General features: G+C 55.7%; 15 protein-coding genes, 2 tRNA genes and 1 pseudogene. 7 read left to right on the forward strand and 11 right to left on the reverse strand.

The features are described 5' to 3' along the window. Window positions 1–247: 247 nt before the first annotated feature. Window positions 248–397, forward strand: a pseudogene (locus AC13C0_RS12180) (IS1595 family transposase); the annotation flags it as partial. A gap of 161 nt (window positions 398–558) precedes the next feature. On the opposite strand, the gene AC13C0_RS12185 reads toward AC13C0_RS12180, so the two are convergent. Beyond that, on the reverse strand, window positions 559–2,238 hold the full coding sequence (locus AC13C0_RS12185) for a methyl-accepting chemotaxis protein (RefSeq protein ID WP_482954448.1): 1,680 nt from the start codon (window positions 2,236–2,238) through the stop codon (window positions 559–561). A gap of 146 nt (window positions 2,239–2,384) precedes the next feature. Here AC13C0_RS12185 and AC13C0_RS12190 point away from each other — a divergent pair, with 146 nt between their 5' ends. Together AC13C0_RS12190 and AC13C0_RS12195 are read left to right on the forward strand one after the other, a co-directional pair. After that, the gene (locus AC13C0_RS12190; protein WP_482954449.1) at window positions 2,385–2,675 is read left to right on the forward strand and encodes a hypothetical protein; all 291 of its coding nucleotides are present in this window, start codon (window positions 2,385–2,387) and stop codon (window positions 2,673–2,675) included. 56 nt (window positions 2,676–2,731) lie between these two features. Continuing rightward, window positions 2,732–3,208, forward strand: a complete 477-nt coding sequence (locus AC13C0_RS12195; RefSeq protein ID WP_482954450.1) for a diguanylate cyclase — start codon at window positions 2,732–2,734, stop codon at window positions 3,206–3,208. Here the strand turns inward: AC13C0_RS12195 and AC13C0_RS12200 are convergent. The 8 genes from AC13C0_RS12200 to AC13C0_RS12235 form a co-directional block, all read right to left on the reverse strand. Further along, on the reverse strand, window positions 3,133–3,858 hold the full coding sequence (locus tag AC13C0_RS12200) for a lysophospholipid acyltransferase family protein (protein WP_482954466.1): 726 nt from the start codon (window positions 3,856–3,858) through the stop codon (window positions 3,133–3,135). The genes AC13C0_RS12195 and AC13C0_RS12200 overlap by 76 nt on opposite strands. A 77-nt stretch (window positions 3,859–3,935) precedes the next feature. Further along, window positions 3,936–4,694 (reverse strand): GNAT family N-acetyltransferase, encoded by a 759-nt coding sequence (locus AC13C0_RS12205; RefSeq protein ID WP_482954451.1) that lies wholly within the window; start codon window positions 4,692–4,694, stop codon window positions 3,936–3,938. A 122-nt stretch (window positions 4,695–4,816) separates the two neighbouring features. Beyond that, window positions 4,817–5,575: an alpha/beta fold hydrolase gene (locus tag AC13C0_RS12210; protein ID WP_482954452.1), complete on the reverse strand. Its 759-nt coding sequence runs from the start codon at window positions 5,573–5,575 to the stop codon at window positions 4,817–4,819. Further along, window positions 5,575–6,681, reverse strand: a complete 1,107-nt coding sequence (locus AC13C0_RS12215; RefSeq protein WP_482954453.1) for a M14 family zinc carboxypeptidase — start codon at window positions 6,679–6,681, stop codon at window positions 5,575–5,577. The genes AC13C0_RS12210 and AC13C0_RS12215 overlap by 1 nt, the downstream gene beginning before the upstream one ends. A gap of 17 nt (window positions 6,682–6,698) precedes the next feature. After that, window positions 6,699–7,553 (reverse strand): archaetidylserine decarboxylase, encoded by an 855-nt coding sequence (gene asd / locus AC13C0_RS12220; RefSeq protein ID WP_482954454.1) that lies wholly within the window; start codon window positions 7,551–7,553, stop codon window positions 6,699–6,701. Then, window positions 7,553–10,261 (reverse strand): glycosyltransferase, encoded by a 2,709-nt coding sequence (locus AC13C0_RS12225; RefSeq protein ID WP_482954455.1) that lies wholly within the window; start codon window positions 10,259–10,261, stop codon window positions 7,553–7,555. The genes asd and AC13C0_RS12225 overlap by 1 nt, the downstream gene beginning before the upstream one ends. Before the next feature lie 2 nt (window positions 10,262–10,263). Continuing rightward, entirely contained in the window at window positions 10,264–11,058 is a 795-nt protein-coding gene (locus tag AC13C0_RS12230) for an aminotransferase class III-fold pyridoxal phosphate-dependent enzyme (RefSeq protein ID WP_482954456.1), read from the reverse strand. Between the two features lie 13 nt (window positions 11,059–11,071). Then, window positions 11,072–11,590: a hypothetical protein gene (locus AC13C0_RS12235; protein WP_482954457.1), complete on the reverse strand. Its 519-nt coding sequence runs from the start codon at window positions 11,588–11,590 to the stop codon at window positions 11,072–11,074. Between the two features lie 93 nt (window positions 11,591–11,683). Between AC13C0_RS12235 and AC13C0_RS12240 the strand changes: the two genes are divergently transcribed. Then, the gene (locus tag AC13C0_RS12240) at window positions 11,684–12,751 is read left to right on the forward strand and encodes an IS1380 family transposase (RefSeq protein WP_482954458.1); all 1,068 of its coding nucleotides are present in this window, start codon (window positions 11,684–11,686) and stop codon (window positions 12,749–12,751) included. 638 nt (window positions 12,752–13,389) lie between these two features. Further along, a complete protein-coding gene (locus tag AC13C0_RS12245; protein WP_482954459.1) occupies window positions 13,390–14,157 on the forward strand; it encodes a hypothetical protein in 768 nt (255 codons plus the stop codon). 97 nt (window positions 14,158–14,254) lie between these two features. On the opposite strand, the gene AC13C0_RS12250 is transcribed toward AC13C0_RS12245, so the two are convergent. Further along, window positions 14,255–14,328: transfer RNA gene (locus AC13C0_RS12250), tRNA-Cys, on the reverse strand. A gap of 60 nt (window positions 14,329–14,388) precedes the next feature. Next, a tRNA-Gly gene (locus tag AC13C0_RS12255) sits at window positions 14,389–14,464 on the reverse strand. 224 nt (window positions 14,465–14,688) lie between these two features. Here AC13C0_RS12255 and AC13C0_RS12260 point away from each other — a divergent pair. Together AC13C0_RS12260 and AC13C0_RS12265 are read left to right on the forward strand one after the other, a co-directional pair. Next, the gene (locus tag AC13C0_RS12260; RefSeq protein WP_482954460.1) at window positions 14,689–15,855 is read left to right on the forward strand and encodes an MlaE family ABC transporter permease; all 1,167 of its coding nucleotides are present in this window, start codon (window positions 14,689–14,691) and stop codon (window positions 15,853–15,855) included. Window positions 15,856–15,866: 11 nt separating this feature from the next. Continuing rightward, complete coding sequence (locus AC13C0_RS12265; protein ID WP_482954461.1) at window positions 15,867–16,688, forward strand: ABC transporter ATP-binding protein; 822 nt, start codon at window positions 15,867–15,869, stop codon at window positions 16,686–16,688. Window positions 16,689–16,692 lie beyond the last annotated feature (4 nt).

Here is a 16,692-nt window from a genome sequence, read left to right on the forward strand (position 1 = left end):
ACGACATCTTTTTGATTTTAAAGGGAAAATAATGGAGGCGCGGGTCGGAATCGAACCGGCGTACACGGAGTTGCAGGACGAGCTCTCAGAAAGACTTTTCTATTTTATTTTCAAATAGTTAAAAGCCTTTTCTAACAATAGATCTACGCTCAGTCACGCATCATAAAACCTTTCCTGATTACTCATATTGATCAGCTTGCTCTACACTGTGATTATATCCAGTAAAGGAGATGACGTCATGGCACGGCAGCATGCCCCGCGCTACCTGGCCGAGTTCGAGTATCGCTTCAATCGGCGCTATGACCTCAAGGCCATGGTCCCGCGCTTTCTCACGGCAGCCACGAGAACGCCGCCGATGCCATACCGGTTCCTGAAGATGGCTGAGCCTTATGCGTAATCAGGAAGCTTTATTTCACATCAGCATGTTATCGACAAAAGGTCCCTCACATCGCTTAGGCTGTGAAGATACCGGACACTATTCTGCAGCGGATGCAAAACCATCAAGGCCCACAGCGTTGCTTTTGGAAACCACGCTCTCTGGGCCTGCTGCCAAGCGGCTCAATTATCGACCGATGTTCGGAATCGGGAAGTAAGGTTGTTCATGGAATTTGCTTCGGTCTTCAATGCAATACTGATTTCCCTGCTGCCAGCTACATTGTCATTGACGTTGGACGCGTGGGCATTGAGCGTCGCAAACCGGTCACCGACACGATCAATCTCTGTGCGTTGCAGTGAGAGTGCTTCATTAATTGTGGCGCTGCGTTGCTCCAGCTCCGAAAACCAGCGATTCATAGAAACCAGATGTCCTTTCAGGTCTGCAAGAGTCTGGCGGTTGTCATCACCGGCCTGCGTCATCTCAACAATCAAGTAGTCAACGCCCTGCACTCCCGTAAGGAGATCGGCTACCCATTGCCGGATTTCTCCGGTGGAATCGGCCGTTCGTTTCGACAATGTGCGAACCTCATCAGCAACAACCGCAAACCCGCGGCCATGTTCGCCCGCTCTCGCTGCCTCAATTGCAGCATTGAGGGCCAGCAGGTTCGTTTGCTCGGCAATATCGGCGATTACGCCAATAACCCTCTCGATCTTCGAAGCCGAATCTGTCAGTGCCTGTATTGATCCTGACACTCGCCCGATTACCTCTACCGTATGCTCGGCCGCCGTCTCACTCTTTCTTAGTCCCGATTGAATATCTGAGTTTGCCGTCACCGCCGCCTGAACCGTTTCAGCGGTTTCGCGCGTCGAATCTTTGATCGTGGACGCCTGATCTGCCATCGCCTTCATTGAATCGGTCACATCCTGGATCTGGTGATGCGTCGTTTGGGATGCGGACTCCAGTTCTCTCGCCTGGGTATCGAGACGCTCGGACCGCTCGTTGACGGTTTTCGAGGCCTCCCTGATATCCCCGACAAACTCCTCGAACCGACCGACCAGACGAATCAGCGCGGCAGCAACGCCTGCCACTTCGTCTGAACCAGCCAGTGCCGGGGGGCTGGCAAGATCTGAACACTCATCCATTCTCTGAATATCCCGTTCGATGCGCTGCAGCCTTACAATGACCGTCTTTCTCAGCCAGAGCGTCAGCAGAACGATGACAACCAGGAAGGTCACAGAGCCAACAATCAGAGAAACCTGTTGGCGGTCGAGAAAATCCAGGAGTTCGGCCGAGCCCTGAGAAATTCGATCACGAGTCCCTTCATTACGGACGTTGATGCTTTCCAGCAACGGCGACAGTGCCGGAAAAAGTGAAAAGTCCACTGTTTTGCCTGCCTGGTAGTAGCTTTTTTCTTCGATACCTTGCCTGAGCTCTTCCAAATAGGCGGCAAATGCTTCTCGACCCTCTTTGTTTTCACTTGCCCAGGCGCCCAGTTGTTCGTTCTGCTGAATCGCGTTCCATTTAGCCGGGATTGACTTTGAAAGTGACGTGAATTCTTTGCTGATCTCACCCCAGAGCAGCAACTGGCCTTTGATCTTGAAAGAAAGATCCTGCACACGACGAAGGTCCTGCTCCAGATCATTCAGTAGCCATGATTCGGTCATGCGGTTCTGGATCAGGTCCTCGGCCGCATTTTCCGCCTTTCCGATGATTGACCAGGACAGCAGGGAAAGGGCCGAGAGCGCGAAGGCTGAGAAGAATGAAAAGAAAAGAATCCTGCTTCGAACGGTTTTTAACATGACACCACCACAGCTGAATGATGATGGTGATGTTGCAGAATTTTTGTGACAGCAATATTGCAAAGGCCAAAAACATTGATTTCATTGAGAAACTTACAAAAGTTAATATCAAAAAGGCAACCGCACCTCCATCACTGAAATGTTCCTGTCATGTTTAACAAACAGGATTACTGGGCATGATGATTCTTGGCACATCCAGGAGTGACCTAATGCAGGACTGCCTCAGTCAGGAACTGAACCGCTTGTTGTTGGAAGATGACGTCACGACACTTTTGCAGCCCATTGTGAATATCGATAATAAAAGCGTATTTGGTTTTGAGGCACTGAGCCGCGGACCATCAGACAGCCCTTTGCACACGGCCCCAATGCTGTTTGAAACTGCTGAACGCTGTGGCCAGACGCTGGAACTGGAAACTCTCTGCCTTCGGACCGCTGCACGCCACTGGCCAAACACATCACCGAACGAAAGATCGAAAGCGCGCGCTATGCGAACCCCCTGAGCCTGCTGGCAGGCAATGTTCCCATTCAACAGGCCTTGGTTGCCCGCATAGAGGAAGTGCGTCCCTTCTCACTGATTTATTTTGATATCAATACGTTCAAGCCTTTAAACGACGTCCTCGGATATCGTGTCGGTGACCAGGTAATTCTCCTACTCGCCGAACTTCTCACCGAGGCTTTTCACGCTGATGATGACTTTATAGGGCACATCGGCGGGGACGATTTTGTTGTCATCAGTTCTTCGGGGTCAGCCACTCAAAGCGCCACTGCCGTGCAGGCACGATTCGCTGAACAAAGTCGGCACTTTTACAGCGATAGCGCACTGATAAGCGGGTTTATCGAATCCGAAGACCGAAACGGCGAGCTCTGCCGCTTTCCACTGGTGTCGCTGGCGGCGGGTACCGTAGACGTAGGCCCGGACGAGAGGGTGACGGCTGATCAGGTCTCAGACCTTGCCAGCTATGCCAAGAAAAGAGCCAAGGCCTCCCCTTCGGGTTTTTCACGCAATACCTCCAGTCCCTTGCTGACCTGCTGATGAAGTGTCCGAGCCAGCTCGCTCGGGGTGTCACTTACGGAAACTGCCAGAGGTGGGTGAAACACAACATCCACTCGCACCGCAGGCTTTCTTAGCAGACGGAACAAGTGAGCGACGAACTCATCGTCACCAACAAAAGGCACCAAGCGGTCGGGTTGCCCGTCCCGGTGGTAGGCAATCGTGATCGCCTGCACCGGGCACCTGGCCGTGATCGCCGCGCCGAGCAGGCGCGGGTGAAACGGTCGAACGCTTTCTCCGGCGGTCGTGGTTCCTTCAGGAAAAACCAGTATGGACTCCCCCGCTTCCAGGGCCGAGGCCAGTGTCTCGCGAACCGCAGCGGAATCGCCGGCACCACGCTTTACAAAAATGGTTCCGACCTGGCGGGCAATCCAGCCAATCAATGGCCAGGAGGCCACCTCATGTTTGGCAAGGAATCGCAAAGGAAGGCCGGCGGCCAGAATCGGGATATCCGTCCAGGAAACGTGATTGCACACGCGCAATGCCGAACCTTCTATTGGCAATCCGTGCGTCTGGATGCGCATGCCCAACAAGCGGCAAAGTCCAGCGCAGTACCTATTCACCAGGACGGCTCGGGCGATTCGTCGTCTGCTGCAGAGCTCAACGGCCCGCAACAATACAAGGGTCATCATGCTGAGCAGCACAAACCCGACAAACGCGCTCAGGCGCGTGAAGAGCCGAAGACTCTCGGCAATACGCTCTATTTTGCTCAAGCGGTCCTGGCCTCAAGTTTGTAGCGCCGCGCATAACGGGCTGCCAGTTTATCCACATTCAACAGCACCAGCAGGTCCGCGCAGCGAAAAGCGGGATCCCAGCAGGGCTCACCACACACCTCTGCACCCAGGCGCATATAGCTGCGGATCAGCGGCGGAATCGCCACTTTGTCTGTTTGTGTGCGATGGCTGGCGAGGTGGGGCAATGTGCGCTTGGGCGTGACCCGGAAGTTGTCTGCAGCCAGATGCTCCTGCTGCACCTGTTGGGTAATTCGCCACGCCTTGTAGCCGCCATCAAGCATGCTGATACTGGCGCAGCCCAGCAGATAGTCGATGCCTTCCTGAACCAGATACTGTGCGACCTCGGACCACAGCATGCTCAGTGCCGCTCCCGAGCGGCAATCGCTGCGAATGCAGGTCCGGCCAAGTTCCGCAAACACGCCAGGGTTGCGTTTCAGGCGATCAAGATCGAATTCGTCTTCCGAATAGAAGCCACCGATTCTGGCAGCTACCTCGCCATGCAGCAGGCGCGTGGTTGCGACCACCTCACCGCTTTGGTCCATGACCACGAAATGCTCACACCAGGGGTCAAATCGATCCTGGTCGATACCGGTATCCGTTTTCAGGTCAGCGCCATATTCGCTGGTGAATACCTGATGCCTTAGCCGCTGAGCCGCGACGATCTGGGCCGGTTCCGTTGCCACGCCGGAGGTAAGCTTTCGGCCGGTGCTGGAGGCTGTCGACTGACTTTGCATGTTCTGATCCCTTTGACTGGCTGATTCATTGCCGCCGCTGATCTGCAGCAGACCGGTTTAATCAGACGGTAAGGCAGGGGTATTGCACCCAGATGAAGAGTTTGCGACGAATCGATGACAGCTCAGCCGGTAGCGGCCTGGAAGCGTTGATCGACTGGGAAGTAGCTATTGAGCTGGGCAATCAGCCACTCGGGATCGTCCAGTGGCAAGTCATGGCCAGCGACGGGATGCACTTCCAGTGGGCACTCAAGAGACTCGGCCAGATCCCGACTGCAACGCCAGTCCGTCAGCCGATCACCATAGCTGGCCAGCATGAGGGTCGGCATCAGCGGCACCTGATGCGGCGCCTTATAGCGGGAGGCCGCGTAAAGCTGGCGAATCACATCGGTCCGCCGCACCGGACGCTCCCGCTGAATCGACTGCCATTGTTCAGTAACCGCGGTATTAACAGGCCGGTTGCTCGTGAGGGCGAGAATAGACTGTTCCCGCCTATCACGGTCGGCCTGCGTCAGCATGCGCGCTACGTGCGCCCATTGAGCGGGGCGCAGTCGCAGCCAGGGAGCGCTCAGCCCGGAACTTGAGGAAATCAATATGAGGCTCGCGCAGTCTTGAGGCCGATGGAGGGCCCAGTCCAGTGCCACCATACCGCCCAGAGACAGCCCGATCAGCCCTAACGGGCGCGGCAATGGCTGAGTCGCCTGCTCGGCGAACCGGCGCATCCCGGCAATACAGGTGGGTGAACGTAAATGCCGGGCAAGCCCGGTCCCGGGTAGATCCAAGGTATGAAAGCGGTCCTCCGGACGGGCCATTCGAAGCTGCGCCGGCCAGTCGCCCCAATGTGCACTTTCCCTTGCCAGCCCCCGAAGTAACAACCAGTCCATTACAGATTCTCGCCCTTGCTGTACCAATGCATTCTGGCAGCCGCCCTCAACCACTCGTCTTCTGACTTGGTGGGTAACCAGTTACCGTAATTCGCGCTGGCGTTGAGCAGAAAATCCAACAAGATCAGATGGCTGCGCAGGACACGTTGATGGCGATGAGTCGGCAGCGGGTTAAACAGTCCCTCTCGGCTAAATAGCTGACGGGGGCGCTTGCGCACCCAGCGCCAGGACCCCATTTCCAGGGTAAGCGGCAGCCAGGGCGAGCTTGCCTCACGATTATGGCGTTTGTAAAAGTAGTCCCACAGGTCGCCATGGGTAACATAGTGCTCTGATTGCGGCTCGAACTGATAGTCGTGGTGAGGATAGGCTTGCTCCCAAAGCAGCTTCAGCGCCATAACGGAGGAGATATTACGCATTGGCCGGCGTCGGTAAGCGTACGGAAACCAGATCTGATCACGCCAGCCAAAGCCCGAGTGGCAATCCAGCGACACGCTGAATGGCCGTCCCGGCAATACCTCTTCGATGATGCTCTGCAAGGCCAGATTCTCCGGCTCCATCCCTTGATCAGATTTGCCTCTGTACCATGGAAGCACCGGCGATATGCGCTGCCCGCCCACCAGGAACGTGCTCTGCCTTTGGGCAGAAATGGGTGCATTGCGCATGAGATCGACACCGGCGGGGTTGCTGCGCCGGTTGAGAAACATACCGCCGGGATTGAGTATGGGCACAACCACCAGACGTACTTGCCGCAGTAGTTCAGACAAATGTTCGTCCCAGCGCAGCCTGTTGGCCAGGTTGCGCAACCATGCCAGAACCACCTGGGTGCCGATGCGCTCTAGCCCGTGCACGCCGCCCAGTAGCAACAGCGCTGGTCGGTCCGCCGGAGCATCGCCCACATCGACCCGGTAAATTGGCAGCTCAAGCGAACCCACCGGAATGTTCGTGCTCACCTGCGCGGAAAACTGCGCCGGTGACTCAGCGAGGATACGCTCCAGTTCAATCAGCTCCGGTAACTTTCGTCGCAACAGACGCCGCTGTTGTGCATCACGCAGGCTCTGCTGTTCCGGAATCGCCTTGATGTGCGTGAGGTCGCTCAGTTTAGTCATGGATCTGCCTCGCCGATCTACAGTTCATTGCGGAGTGACCTGTCGTCGTACCAATCGTCCATGTTGTCGTACATCTCACCTTTGAGAAGGTAGTAAGGCGCCTTCTGGTAAATCTTTATGTCATGGAAGGAGCAGCCGGATGGAAAAACACCAGAACATAGCTGACGAGAAAACAACTGGCACTGAGCAAACGCAGGCACTGAATGGAACTTCATGCTGGCCACCAGAATGGCCGCCACCGGCACCAAGGTCAGGCTGAAAGCGGGGTGGCCCGATTCCAGTTCAACCACCGCCCTTTCATTATTGCAGAACAGCTTCTCGACCTGTTTCAGGGCAACGGGATTGACGTTCCAGGTGTCTCCGGAGACGTAGCTAACCCGGTGAACCCGGCAGTCCACTGGCGCATGAAATCGGTGATACATGCTGGATTTGAGGCGCAGGGTGACAAAGTGGCCGTTGCGGTACTTCGATGCGAGATCAGCATCCGGAATCAGTTCTTCCAAGGTGTAAGGAAAGCCCTTGGCCTGGAATAGCTGGTTACCGGCAATACGCCCGCAGGCTCCGACGATGGCATCACAGGGACTGGTGACAATGTCCGGCCGGGCATCTGTCGGGCGCAGACCGGGCTTGAGCTGGCGCGTAAAACGCTCCTGCAAACTGCGAAAGTGAGGGGTCCTGGCGTCCTGTAACCGGAGATCGTCAGCGAACCTTTGCCAGACAGAGATCGAGAGCGCTGTTAGCCTTGGGCTTTGTATCCGGCTGAACCTGCCCATAAACAACGTCAACCAGCGTCTTGGAAGCCGGTTAGTCAGCAGGAAGTTGAGCTGCTCGCCAGGAGTTAACCGGGATGTTGCCTTAGTGAATCGCTTCATCAGGCCACCGTGGCTTCAGCATAAGCCTGTTCCGGGTATTCCAGCCCCAGATCCGCAAGAAACTGGCGCATGATGGGCTCTGCCTGGAACCGCGCGGCGCGTTTGCGGGCATTTTCGGCCAAGCCAGAATGACTTTCGGGTTTGCTGAAAAAACCCGCGATTGCCTCTGCCATGGCTTCGATATCGTCAACCAGATAACCGCTCTGCCCGTCCTCAATGATGTCTTTGGGCCCTTTGCAGTTGTAGGCCACAGCGGGCATGCCATGGGTCAGTGCCTGCAGCAGCACGTTGTCGAAGGTGTCAAAACGTGACGGAAACACGAACAGATCCAGCCCCAGATACAGCGATGCCAGTTGTTCCCGGCTCTGCCAGCCCACAAAAACGGCATCGGGCATAGCCTTTTTCAGCTCTGCACTGGCCGGCCCCGACCCGGCAATCACGATTTTGAGCTCCGGAACCGACCGGCGCGCGTCTCTCACAATCTCTGGCAGATCAAAGATGCCCTTTTCACGGCTCAGTCGACAGGCAATAAACAGCACCGGGGTTGTGTCGATGGCGCCGGGAATCAGGTCCGACTTGCGCGCCGGCTGAATTTTGAGGTCTCTCGGGGACGTATGGTGGGCCGTGAGCAACACCTTTTCTGCCGGCAGCTGCATCTCATACCCGGTCAACCAATCCCTGTGCTCACGGTTAAGCACGAATACGCCGTCAAACTGACTGTATAACGCCCGCATCATGCGGCGGACCCGGTCTCTTTCATGTTGGTTCAGGTGGGTGGTGTGAGTGATGAAATCGATCCAGTCCGTATGCATGAAAAAGTAGCTGGGTACGTTGAACATCTTTTGCAGGAACAGGGCGACCAGTGCCATCGGCCCTTCCGTGGAACAGACGATGCGGTCATAGCCGCCTTCATAGAAGATTCGGGCAATTTCCATCACGTCTGGCACCTGCAGGGTCTGTTCTCCAAAGGGGTGCAGGTCGATGTCGGCAATGGGCTGAACGACATGAAGGTGGGGTTCGGATTCCGCTTCGGGATGGCAGATCAGAAAATCAATGGGCAAGTTGGTGCGTTTGATTTCCATGAGCTTGCCGCTGAGCGAGGCGGATACTCCGTTCTTGTCCAGCAGGGTATCGGTCAAATACAGTGCCCGTCGCGAATGCTCGTTTTCTCCGAGCTGCCGGGCAAATCGGTTGATCAGCTCGCGATTCTGATACAGCACACGGGTTGATGCCAGGGTTGACCCCGCCAGTATGGTACTGATCAGCACCGGAAAGGACAGGCTGTCCAGCGCTTCGGCCAGGTTAACGTTACTCATGTTGTCCTGGCGCTTGCCGTCACCCAGGAGCAGCGCTGTAAGCTGGCTGGGTATTTCCAGCTTTCGGGTCAGCTCTTCGGTAGAAAAGTCCTTCAGGCCGGCACCCTGATTCTTGTCTACTGCCTTGCGAATTCGCTTGGCGATCAGCTGGTTCAGATGGTTGAACAGATCACCAATGCTGTCGTTGACGGTATCCACGAACGCCTCGGGATGATTGCGTTTGCTATCGGCGATCTTCTCCAGCTGGGCAATGCAAAATTTATAGTCTTTAGCGGCGTGCCATTTAAGAAAGCGATTGGGTTTCTTGCCCTGAAGCGCGTCGTGAATGAACGAGAAAAACTTCATAGTTTTCTTATGCTTTTGCATTTCCAGAAACAGGTTGGCGACCACAAAACAGCCCATCTTGTCCCAGGTTGATCCCCGATGAAGCAGAATGCGAAGAAGTCCTGGGTCTTTGAGCTTGGTGGCTGCCTGCGAAAAGTAGTCCAGCAGTGCAATATTGAGTTTCTGGTTCTCGCCGACCGTGCCGAAGGGCGCAACCTGACCATGACGCAGTGCTTCCAGGGCAAGATCTGAGGCCGCTTCGGTTTTCAGGCGCCTTTGCAGATCCGGCACGTAAAGCTGCGAGCCGCAAAGCCCGGCGAAGATTCCGGTGTGGTCGTCAGAGCCGCCAGTAACGACTTTCGGCTGATCAGGGTCTATACCGAATTCTGTTGGGTCCAGGTTGTGCTTACGGCCATACTCGCGCATGCGTTCCGGCGTCAGGCTCCGGACCCAGTTCAGGGTCAGTACGCTCTGCCACAGATCCCGCTGGCCATTCAGCACTTCGAAGCGCCAGAACATCACCGCCAGCTTTTCGAACAGGCACAGGTCAATGTGATCATTGCGGCTATAGAGATAGAGCGGATGCGGAAGAATCACTGGAATATCGTAGCGGGCGGCGTAGCGCAGGAAATCGTAGATGTTCTGGCGCTTCTGGTTGAGGACCTTTTCCTGTTCCCGAGTGAAGCCGTAGGTAAGCACATGAAGGAACAGGTCATATTCAGGAAAAAAGCAGGTGAATTCGCAGCCCACAAGAACATCCATGCCCTTCTCCTGAAGCTCCCAGCAGGATCGGGCGTTATTATGATTGGTGACCGTAACCACGGAGCTGCCGTTCTGTTCCAGAACCTTTACCAGTTTTTTGGTTTTCAGCCAGGTTTCCGGCAGCCGCAGAATCCGGCCCCACAGTTCATCCGGTACATCGCTATTATGATCGTGACAATGAAAGTCGATGCGCAGGCAGTTATCCGGATCAAACCGCTGTGCCTGCTGTGTCATGAAGCCGTCGAATTCGGCTCTCAGGTCCCGACGGAAACCGGAGTCGCCGTTGCCGTGCTGTTGAACTGCCATACTCAACCCACCTTGCTGGAGTATTGATCCTGATCGGGTGCCCAACCGGCTATTTTCTGGCGCCCGGCAGCGATCAGCGGGCCGTGGATCCGGCCAGCCAGCGCCGGAAAGCGGGCGGTCAGCATGTCGGCCAGGAACTGGCGCTTGATTGCCTTGTTGGTCAGCGCTGGGCTCTGCCACCACCAGCCGCCGTCCTGCATCTGGTGCGCGGCGTTCACAAACCGCTCTATAACGTCCTCGAACTCGGCATCACTGAAGCTGTAACTCATGATCAGCCGACCGGTAGCGGTCCAACTCAGCTCCAGCCCGGCCTCTCTCAGATAGAACTGGAACATCCAGTTGTAGCGGCTGGGTTGGGTGTAGAGCACTGAAAGGATGGAATGCAGGTTGGTGATCTGTAACGGAAGCCTTTCACTGCGCAAGCGGTGATTGAACTGAGCCACACGGCGATTGCAGAGACCTTCGGAGTCCCGGTACTGCTGCTGTATTTCCGCTTGGCGGATGCGATTCAGAAACGAACTCATCGCGCCCATAACATAGGGGTGGGAGTTGAAGGTGCCGCAAGCGAACGACACGTTGATCGGCTGATCGTCTTTGAAGCGCTGCATCAGCCGGTGGGTGCCCGCCAAAACGCCAATGGGCAGGCCGCCGCCCAGGGTTTTGCCGTAAGTCACCATATCGGCGTGAACACCGTCCCACCAGCCGTGGTAGGCACCGCAAAAACGAACCAGATGGGTTTTGCCAGTGTGATAGCGGGCCAGTCTGACTGCCTGCATAACCGCCTCGGTACCGGACATGTGAAAGGACACCTCATCTTTGGATGGAGCGACAGTGCTCGAGTGTTTTGGCGCATTGCCGTTCTGTGCGGGCCTGTAGCTGCTGAAGGGCATTGCGGCGCTGCTGAACCACGGGCAAAGGCGCACCGTCGCAGGCAAAAAACCCGGTTTCATCGTAGCTGAAAAAAGGAATCAGTCGCGCAATGCGCCGGGACCAGTTGCTGTGCCCACGAAGGGAGGCATGTTTTGCCCGTGAAAGTTGCAATCTTATCTGGGCTTTGTAGATAAGATAAAAGCTTACAGCTGCCGCGAGGGCGTAAAGGCTAATAGCGGACATCATCGATTCTGTTCCTGCCAATTTGCTCAAAAATAACGGAGCAAAGTGAAACCAATGTGTCATTTTTCCTACGGTTGTATGACCGGGGCTAAAGCCGCTTTTACTGTGGGGAAGGATTCGCGAGGTACGCTCACCGGCAGAGCGACCGCAGGGAACGGTTTTTGGAGTGAAATTCTGCGTTATCGCGCAAACCTTGACCTGAATCCGTGACTTCATTCAGCCGGAACTGCACCCAAAGCCTGCAATAACAGGGCCTTGAGCGATATAATAGCACCTGACATCCATTCACCCAGTCAGTGCATTTGGCTTATGCGTACCTTCACTCTCCAGCAATCCAGAACCGAAGTCTATACGCCCCACGGCGGACTGGCCCTGGTGGGGCACTGCCTGAACCGGCATACATCGCTCACTAAAACCGCCCGTACAGTCGTCAAACGGCACGGCATCCCGAACATTGAACTGATCCGGACCTACCTTGGCCTGATCACACTGGGCAAGAGTGACTTCGAAGCGGCCGAGCCGGTACGAACAGATCCGTTCTTCAAATCCGCCCTGGGCATCAAACAGTCGCCATCGTCAGCCCGTTTGCGGCAGCGATTTGATGAAGATGCCAAGGCGTTAGTGCCCTTGCTGGATGATGCCAGCGTTGAGTTTCTGCAGTCTGTCGAGGTCCCGGTCTCGCCATTAGAGATGGGGCATGTCGCCCTGGATATGGACGTCTTCCCCATGGACAACAGCCAGACGCACAAAGAAGGGGTCAGCTACACCTATAAAGGCTATGACGGCTATGCGCCCATGGCGGCCTACCTGGGTCAGGAAGGCTGGTGCCTGGGGTGTGAGCTGCGCCCCGGCAGCCAGCATGCCAACAACGGATTTCTCGACACCCTCAAACGGGTTTTACCTCGGGCCCGGGCTCTCACGGACAAGCCCATCCTGTTGCGCCTGGACAGTGCCCACGATGCCCGAGACAACCGCGACTTCCTGCGCGAGCAGGAACAGGTCGACTTCCTGATCAAGTGGAACCCTCGCAAGCAAGACCCCCTGGCCTGGGCAGACAAGGCCCAGGCTCAGAAAGCCTGGACACTGGAGCGCGACGGCAAGATGGAAGCGGTTCTGTCAGAAGATCTTCCGGACGAACCCGGCCTGCGTCGCATCGTCAAAGTCACCGTTCGCACCAGCGACGCCAGTGGCCAGTTGTATCTGGAACCGGACGTCAGCCTGGAAGGCTGGATCACGTCCTTGCCGGCCGAGGCCGTCAGCGACCAGCAACTCATGGCGTTGTACAGCGGCCGGCAATGGATCCTGCGATTTGGCCGACACTGTCCGGGCTTTGCCGTTTACCGCGACCTATATCGAGGTCTTGCGTCCTCCGGATAAACCAGCTCAACAACCGCCGTAACCGTTACCCTGACAACACCCGGAACCGCGTACCGGGGCGATTGGCTATTGCCTGAATACCGCCCATTGATCACAAACTGACCAGACTCGGGCGAATGGCCGTCCCGTTCTGCCCTTCCTCGACATCAAAAACCGGAATTTCACCAAGTTCTCGCTCATGTTGGCGCAGATGGTGATCTGGCGGGTATATTGACGAGCGGAGTCACTGATTCAGGTATCAGTTTGACAAACGGTCAAAATATGCGCACAATTTTATCACTATTTAGCGGACTTGGTTAGCCTTATGTCGCAGCATGCTGTCCTAAAATCTGACAATCTCTTTGGCCGTCGTGAGGCGGAAAAAGAATCTGCCCGCATGCGTGACTATAAAGATCCTGCTTATGGCAGAGCTATGTCTGCCTTACTTAGAGGTGCTGCCGCTGCGCCTGTAAGAGCTCGTGTCAGAGGCTAATCCTCCCCCCGACCAAACACTCCCACCATCGTTTCAGGTCATCCAAGACCAACAGCGTTCCGTTGTAGAACAATATTCTCTTATAAATGACCTGCTTTGCCGAATTCCAGACAGCGCACGGGATCTAGTCTTTGTCGTGGGCGGCCAAGCACTTATGTTTTGGTCCATGAAATATGCCCAGACACGACCAAGCCCCCTCGAGTTCAGCGAAGATGAAGCAATCGCTATTGCCAGCATGGACCTGGACCTTTATGCCAGGGACAAACAAGCTATCGAAGCTTGCGCCGAGCGCTGGGTAGGCAAGGCCACCTACCCGAAGTTCGGTGACAACACGCCACAAAGCGCCATCGTCCTTCTCAATCTGCCAGAGGAAGATGAACCATACAAGATTGATTTCATGGAGAGCGTACAGGGAGTGTCTCAGAAACATATTGAGGCATTCTGGGATGGATTTGTGATTGGTGGCGAAACTGTGCGCTTTCTCTCACCCCCACTTTGTCTGGCAAGCAGGATTCATAATTTCGCCACACTGGGTTACGGGCCTGACAAGGCTGCTCGCGAGGCCATTCGAATCAACACAGCCATAAAGATCACTAAATGTTATCTGAGTGAACTGCTTGATGAACATTATCTTGAAAATAACGGGGGGACACCCCGCCACGCGTTGAATATTCTTAAATTCTTGTCTCAGCTGTTTGAACATGACGACACCGTAGAGGCAGTCCTTGGTGCCGATGCGGACCCAACGCACTGCATACCTGCTGCTCACCGAGGATGGCCCCAAAAAACTCGAGACGAGCAGATACCCCGGATTATTGGCAAGGCTTATGACAAGTACCGTCGAAGAGCCATGCTCAGGTATCGTCACCTCAAACCGGGAAACGCCGCACCAATTGGAATTCATCGCTGGTTACCGACCGGGCATGCGACCTAAACCCGTAAAAATACTTTGGGTTTAATTTGGATATTTTTTGGGTGAGAAAATCAACTAACTGCGAGCGGAGTAATTTGTTGATTTTAAAGGGTAAAAATGGAGGCGCGGGTCGGAATCGAACCGGCGTACACGGAGTTGCAGTCCGCTGCATAACCACTCTGCCACCGCGCCGGAAAAGATCGAAGAAATCGGATCTTTGTGCTCTCAGGTGGGCATTGAGAGACTTGAAATTGGAGCGGGAAACGAGATTCGAACTCGCGACCCCAACCTTGGCAAGGTTGTGCTCTACCAACTGAGCTATTCCCGCTCGTCGCTATGAGGCATTGCCTCGTCAACGGCTGCGTATTCTACGGATTACCGTTCAGGCGTCAATAGTTTTTTATCAAGGTTTTGTTTTATTGGAGTTTGTGGGTAAAGTTTGGCCAATCGCGAACACACGATGCGATGAAGCAGATTCCGCACTGGCGGAGATCCACTGCACTCTCTAAGCTAGTGACTGGCCAGCAACATCACTTATGGATTCGACAGAACGTGCCCAGTCCCGTTTCTTCCGAGCAGACCGATCCACAAAGACCTTTCTCCGGCCCGGGCTCCGTGACCGTTGAAGCCGGTACCCTCAGGGTCACCGGGGACTGGTTGCTGAGCCATTACCGGGCGCTGACATCGGTGGCGTCTTCTGTGTCTATACAGGAGATGAGCGGATTACCGGTTGACCTCTCCCGGTTGGACCGGATTGATACCGCCGGTGCATCACAACTGGCCTCGCTGGTCGGGCCGGACCGCTTACTGGAAGCGGCGTCGGCCCCCGGAGAGTTACCCCGCGAGAAATCCGCCCTGATTGCGGCCGTCTGCGAAGCGATGAAAGACCAGCCCGCACCGGGCCGTGCGGCACCCTCCCTGCTCTGGAGCTTTATCACCGGAACCGGTCAGAAGGTGGAAAGCATCTTCCGGCTGCTGTGGATTCTCGTGGGTTTTATCGGCCAGACCCTGGCCACTCTGGCCTGGAACCTGCCCAGACCAAGGCGCTGGCGAATGACGGCGTTTGTAGCGGCCGTTCATGACACTGGCCTGAACGCACTGCCCATTGTGGCATTACTGACATTTCTGGTCGGTGCTGTTGTGGCCTTCCTCGGAGCCACGGTACTGGACGGCTTCGGCGCTACGATTTACACCGTCAACCTGGTGGCATTTTCATTCCTCCGGGAGTTCGGTGTGCTCCTCGCTGCCATCCTTCTGGCCGGCCGTACCGCCAGCGCTTTTACCGCACACATAGGCGCCATGAAGGTTAATGAAGAGCTGGATGCCATCCGCACCCTGGGGCTCAATCCCATTGAACTACTGGTACTGCCCCGGGTAATGGCCATGATGGTCAGCCTGCCGATTCTTACCTTTGTCGGGATGATCTCGGGGATGGTTGGCGGGGCCGTGGTGTGTGCCCTGGTGCTGGATATCTCGCCCACCCAGTTCATGGCCATTGTTGAGCGCGATATTGCACTGAAGCATTTCCTGGTGGGTCTGGTTAAAGCTCCGGTTTTTGCCTTTCTGATAGCGGTTATCGGCTGCCTTGAGGGGTTCAAGGTTGCAGGCAGCGCGCAATCCGTTGGGGAACACACAACCGCCAGTGTCGTCCAGTCCATTTTCATGGTCATTCTGCTGGACTCCATTGCTGCGCTATTCTTTATGGAAATGGGCTGGTAATCATGGTGTTTATGAGTGCAACCCAGGAAACCAAAGCCGCTACGGAGCCAGTAATCGAAGTGCGCGAACTGTGCAACCGGTTTGGTGACCATATTGTCCATGAAAACCTGGAACTGGACCTCCTCGGAGGCGAGATCCTGGGCGTGGTTGGTGGCTCGGGAACCGGTAAAACCGTGCTCCTGCGAAGTATTGTCGGGCTTATTACGCCCGCCTCCGGCCACATTCGGGTATTTGACCAGGACCTTACACAACTCCCGGCGATGGCCCGCTCAAGGATCGAGCAACGATTTGGTGTCCTGTTCCAGGGGGGCGCCCTGTTCACCTCCCTGAACCTGCAGGAGAATATCGCGGTACCCCTGATTGAACACGCCGGCCTGAAAAGGCCGGAGGCGGAAAAGCTGGCACGAATGAAACTGGCGCTTACCGGACTATCACCGGAGGCCGCCGTGAAATACCCGTCTGAACTCTCCGGTGGCATGATCAAACGGGCGAGCCTGGCAAGAGCGCTGGCCCTGGATCCTGAAATCCTGTTTCTGGACGAGCCCACCGCCGGGCTGGATCCCATCGGCGCCGCCGCCTTCGACCGCCTCATTGTGACGCTACGGGATGCCCTTGGGCTGACGGTGTTCCTGGTCACCCATGACCTCGATACTCTGTATTCAACCTGTGACAGGGTTGCGGTACTGTCACAGCGCCGCGTGCTGGTAGCTGATACCCTGGAGACGGTTGCCACCATGGAGGATGAGTGGATTCAGGACTATTTTAACGGCCCCCGCGGCCGCGCAGCCAGTTACGCCTTTATGGATCATTCGCAGATACGGAATCAGGAGTAGTAAC

It is taken from the genome of Marinobacter sp. B-21 (genome assembly GCF_056857895.1).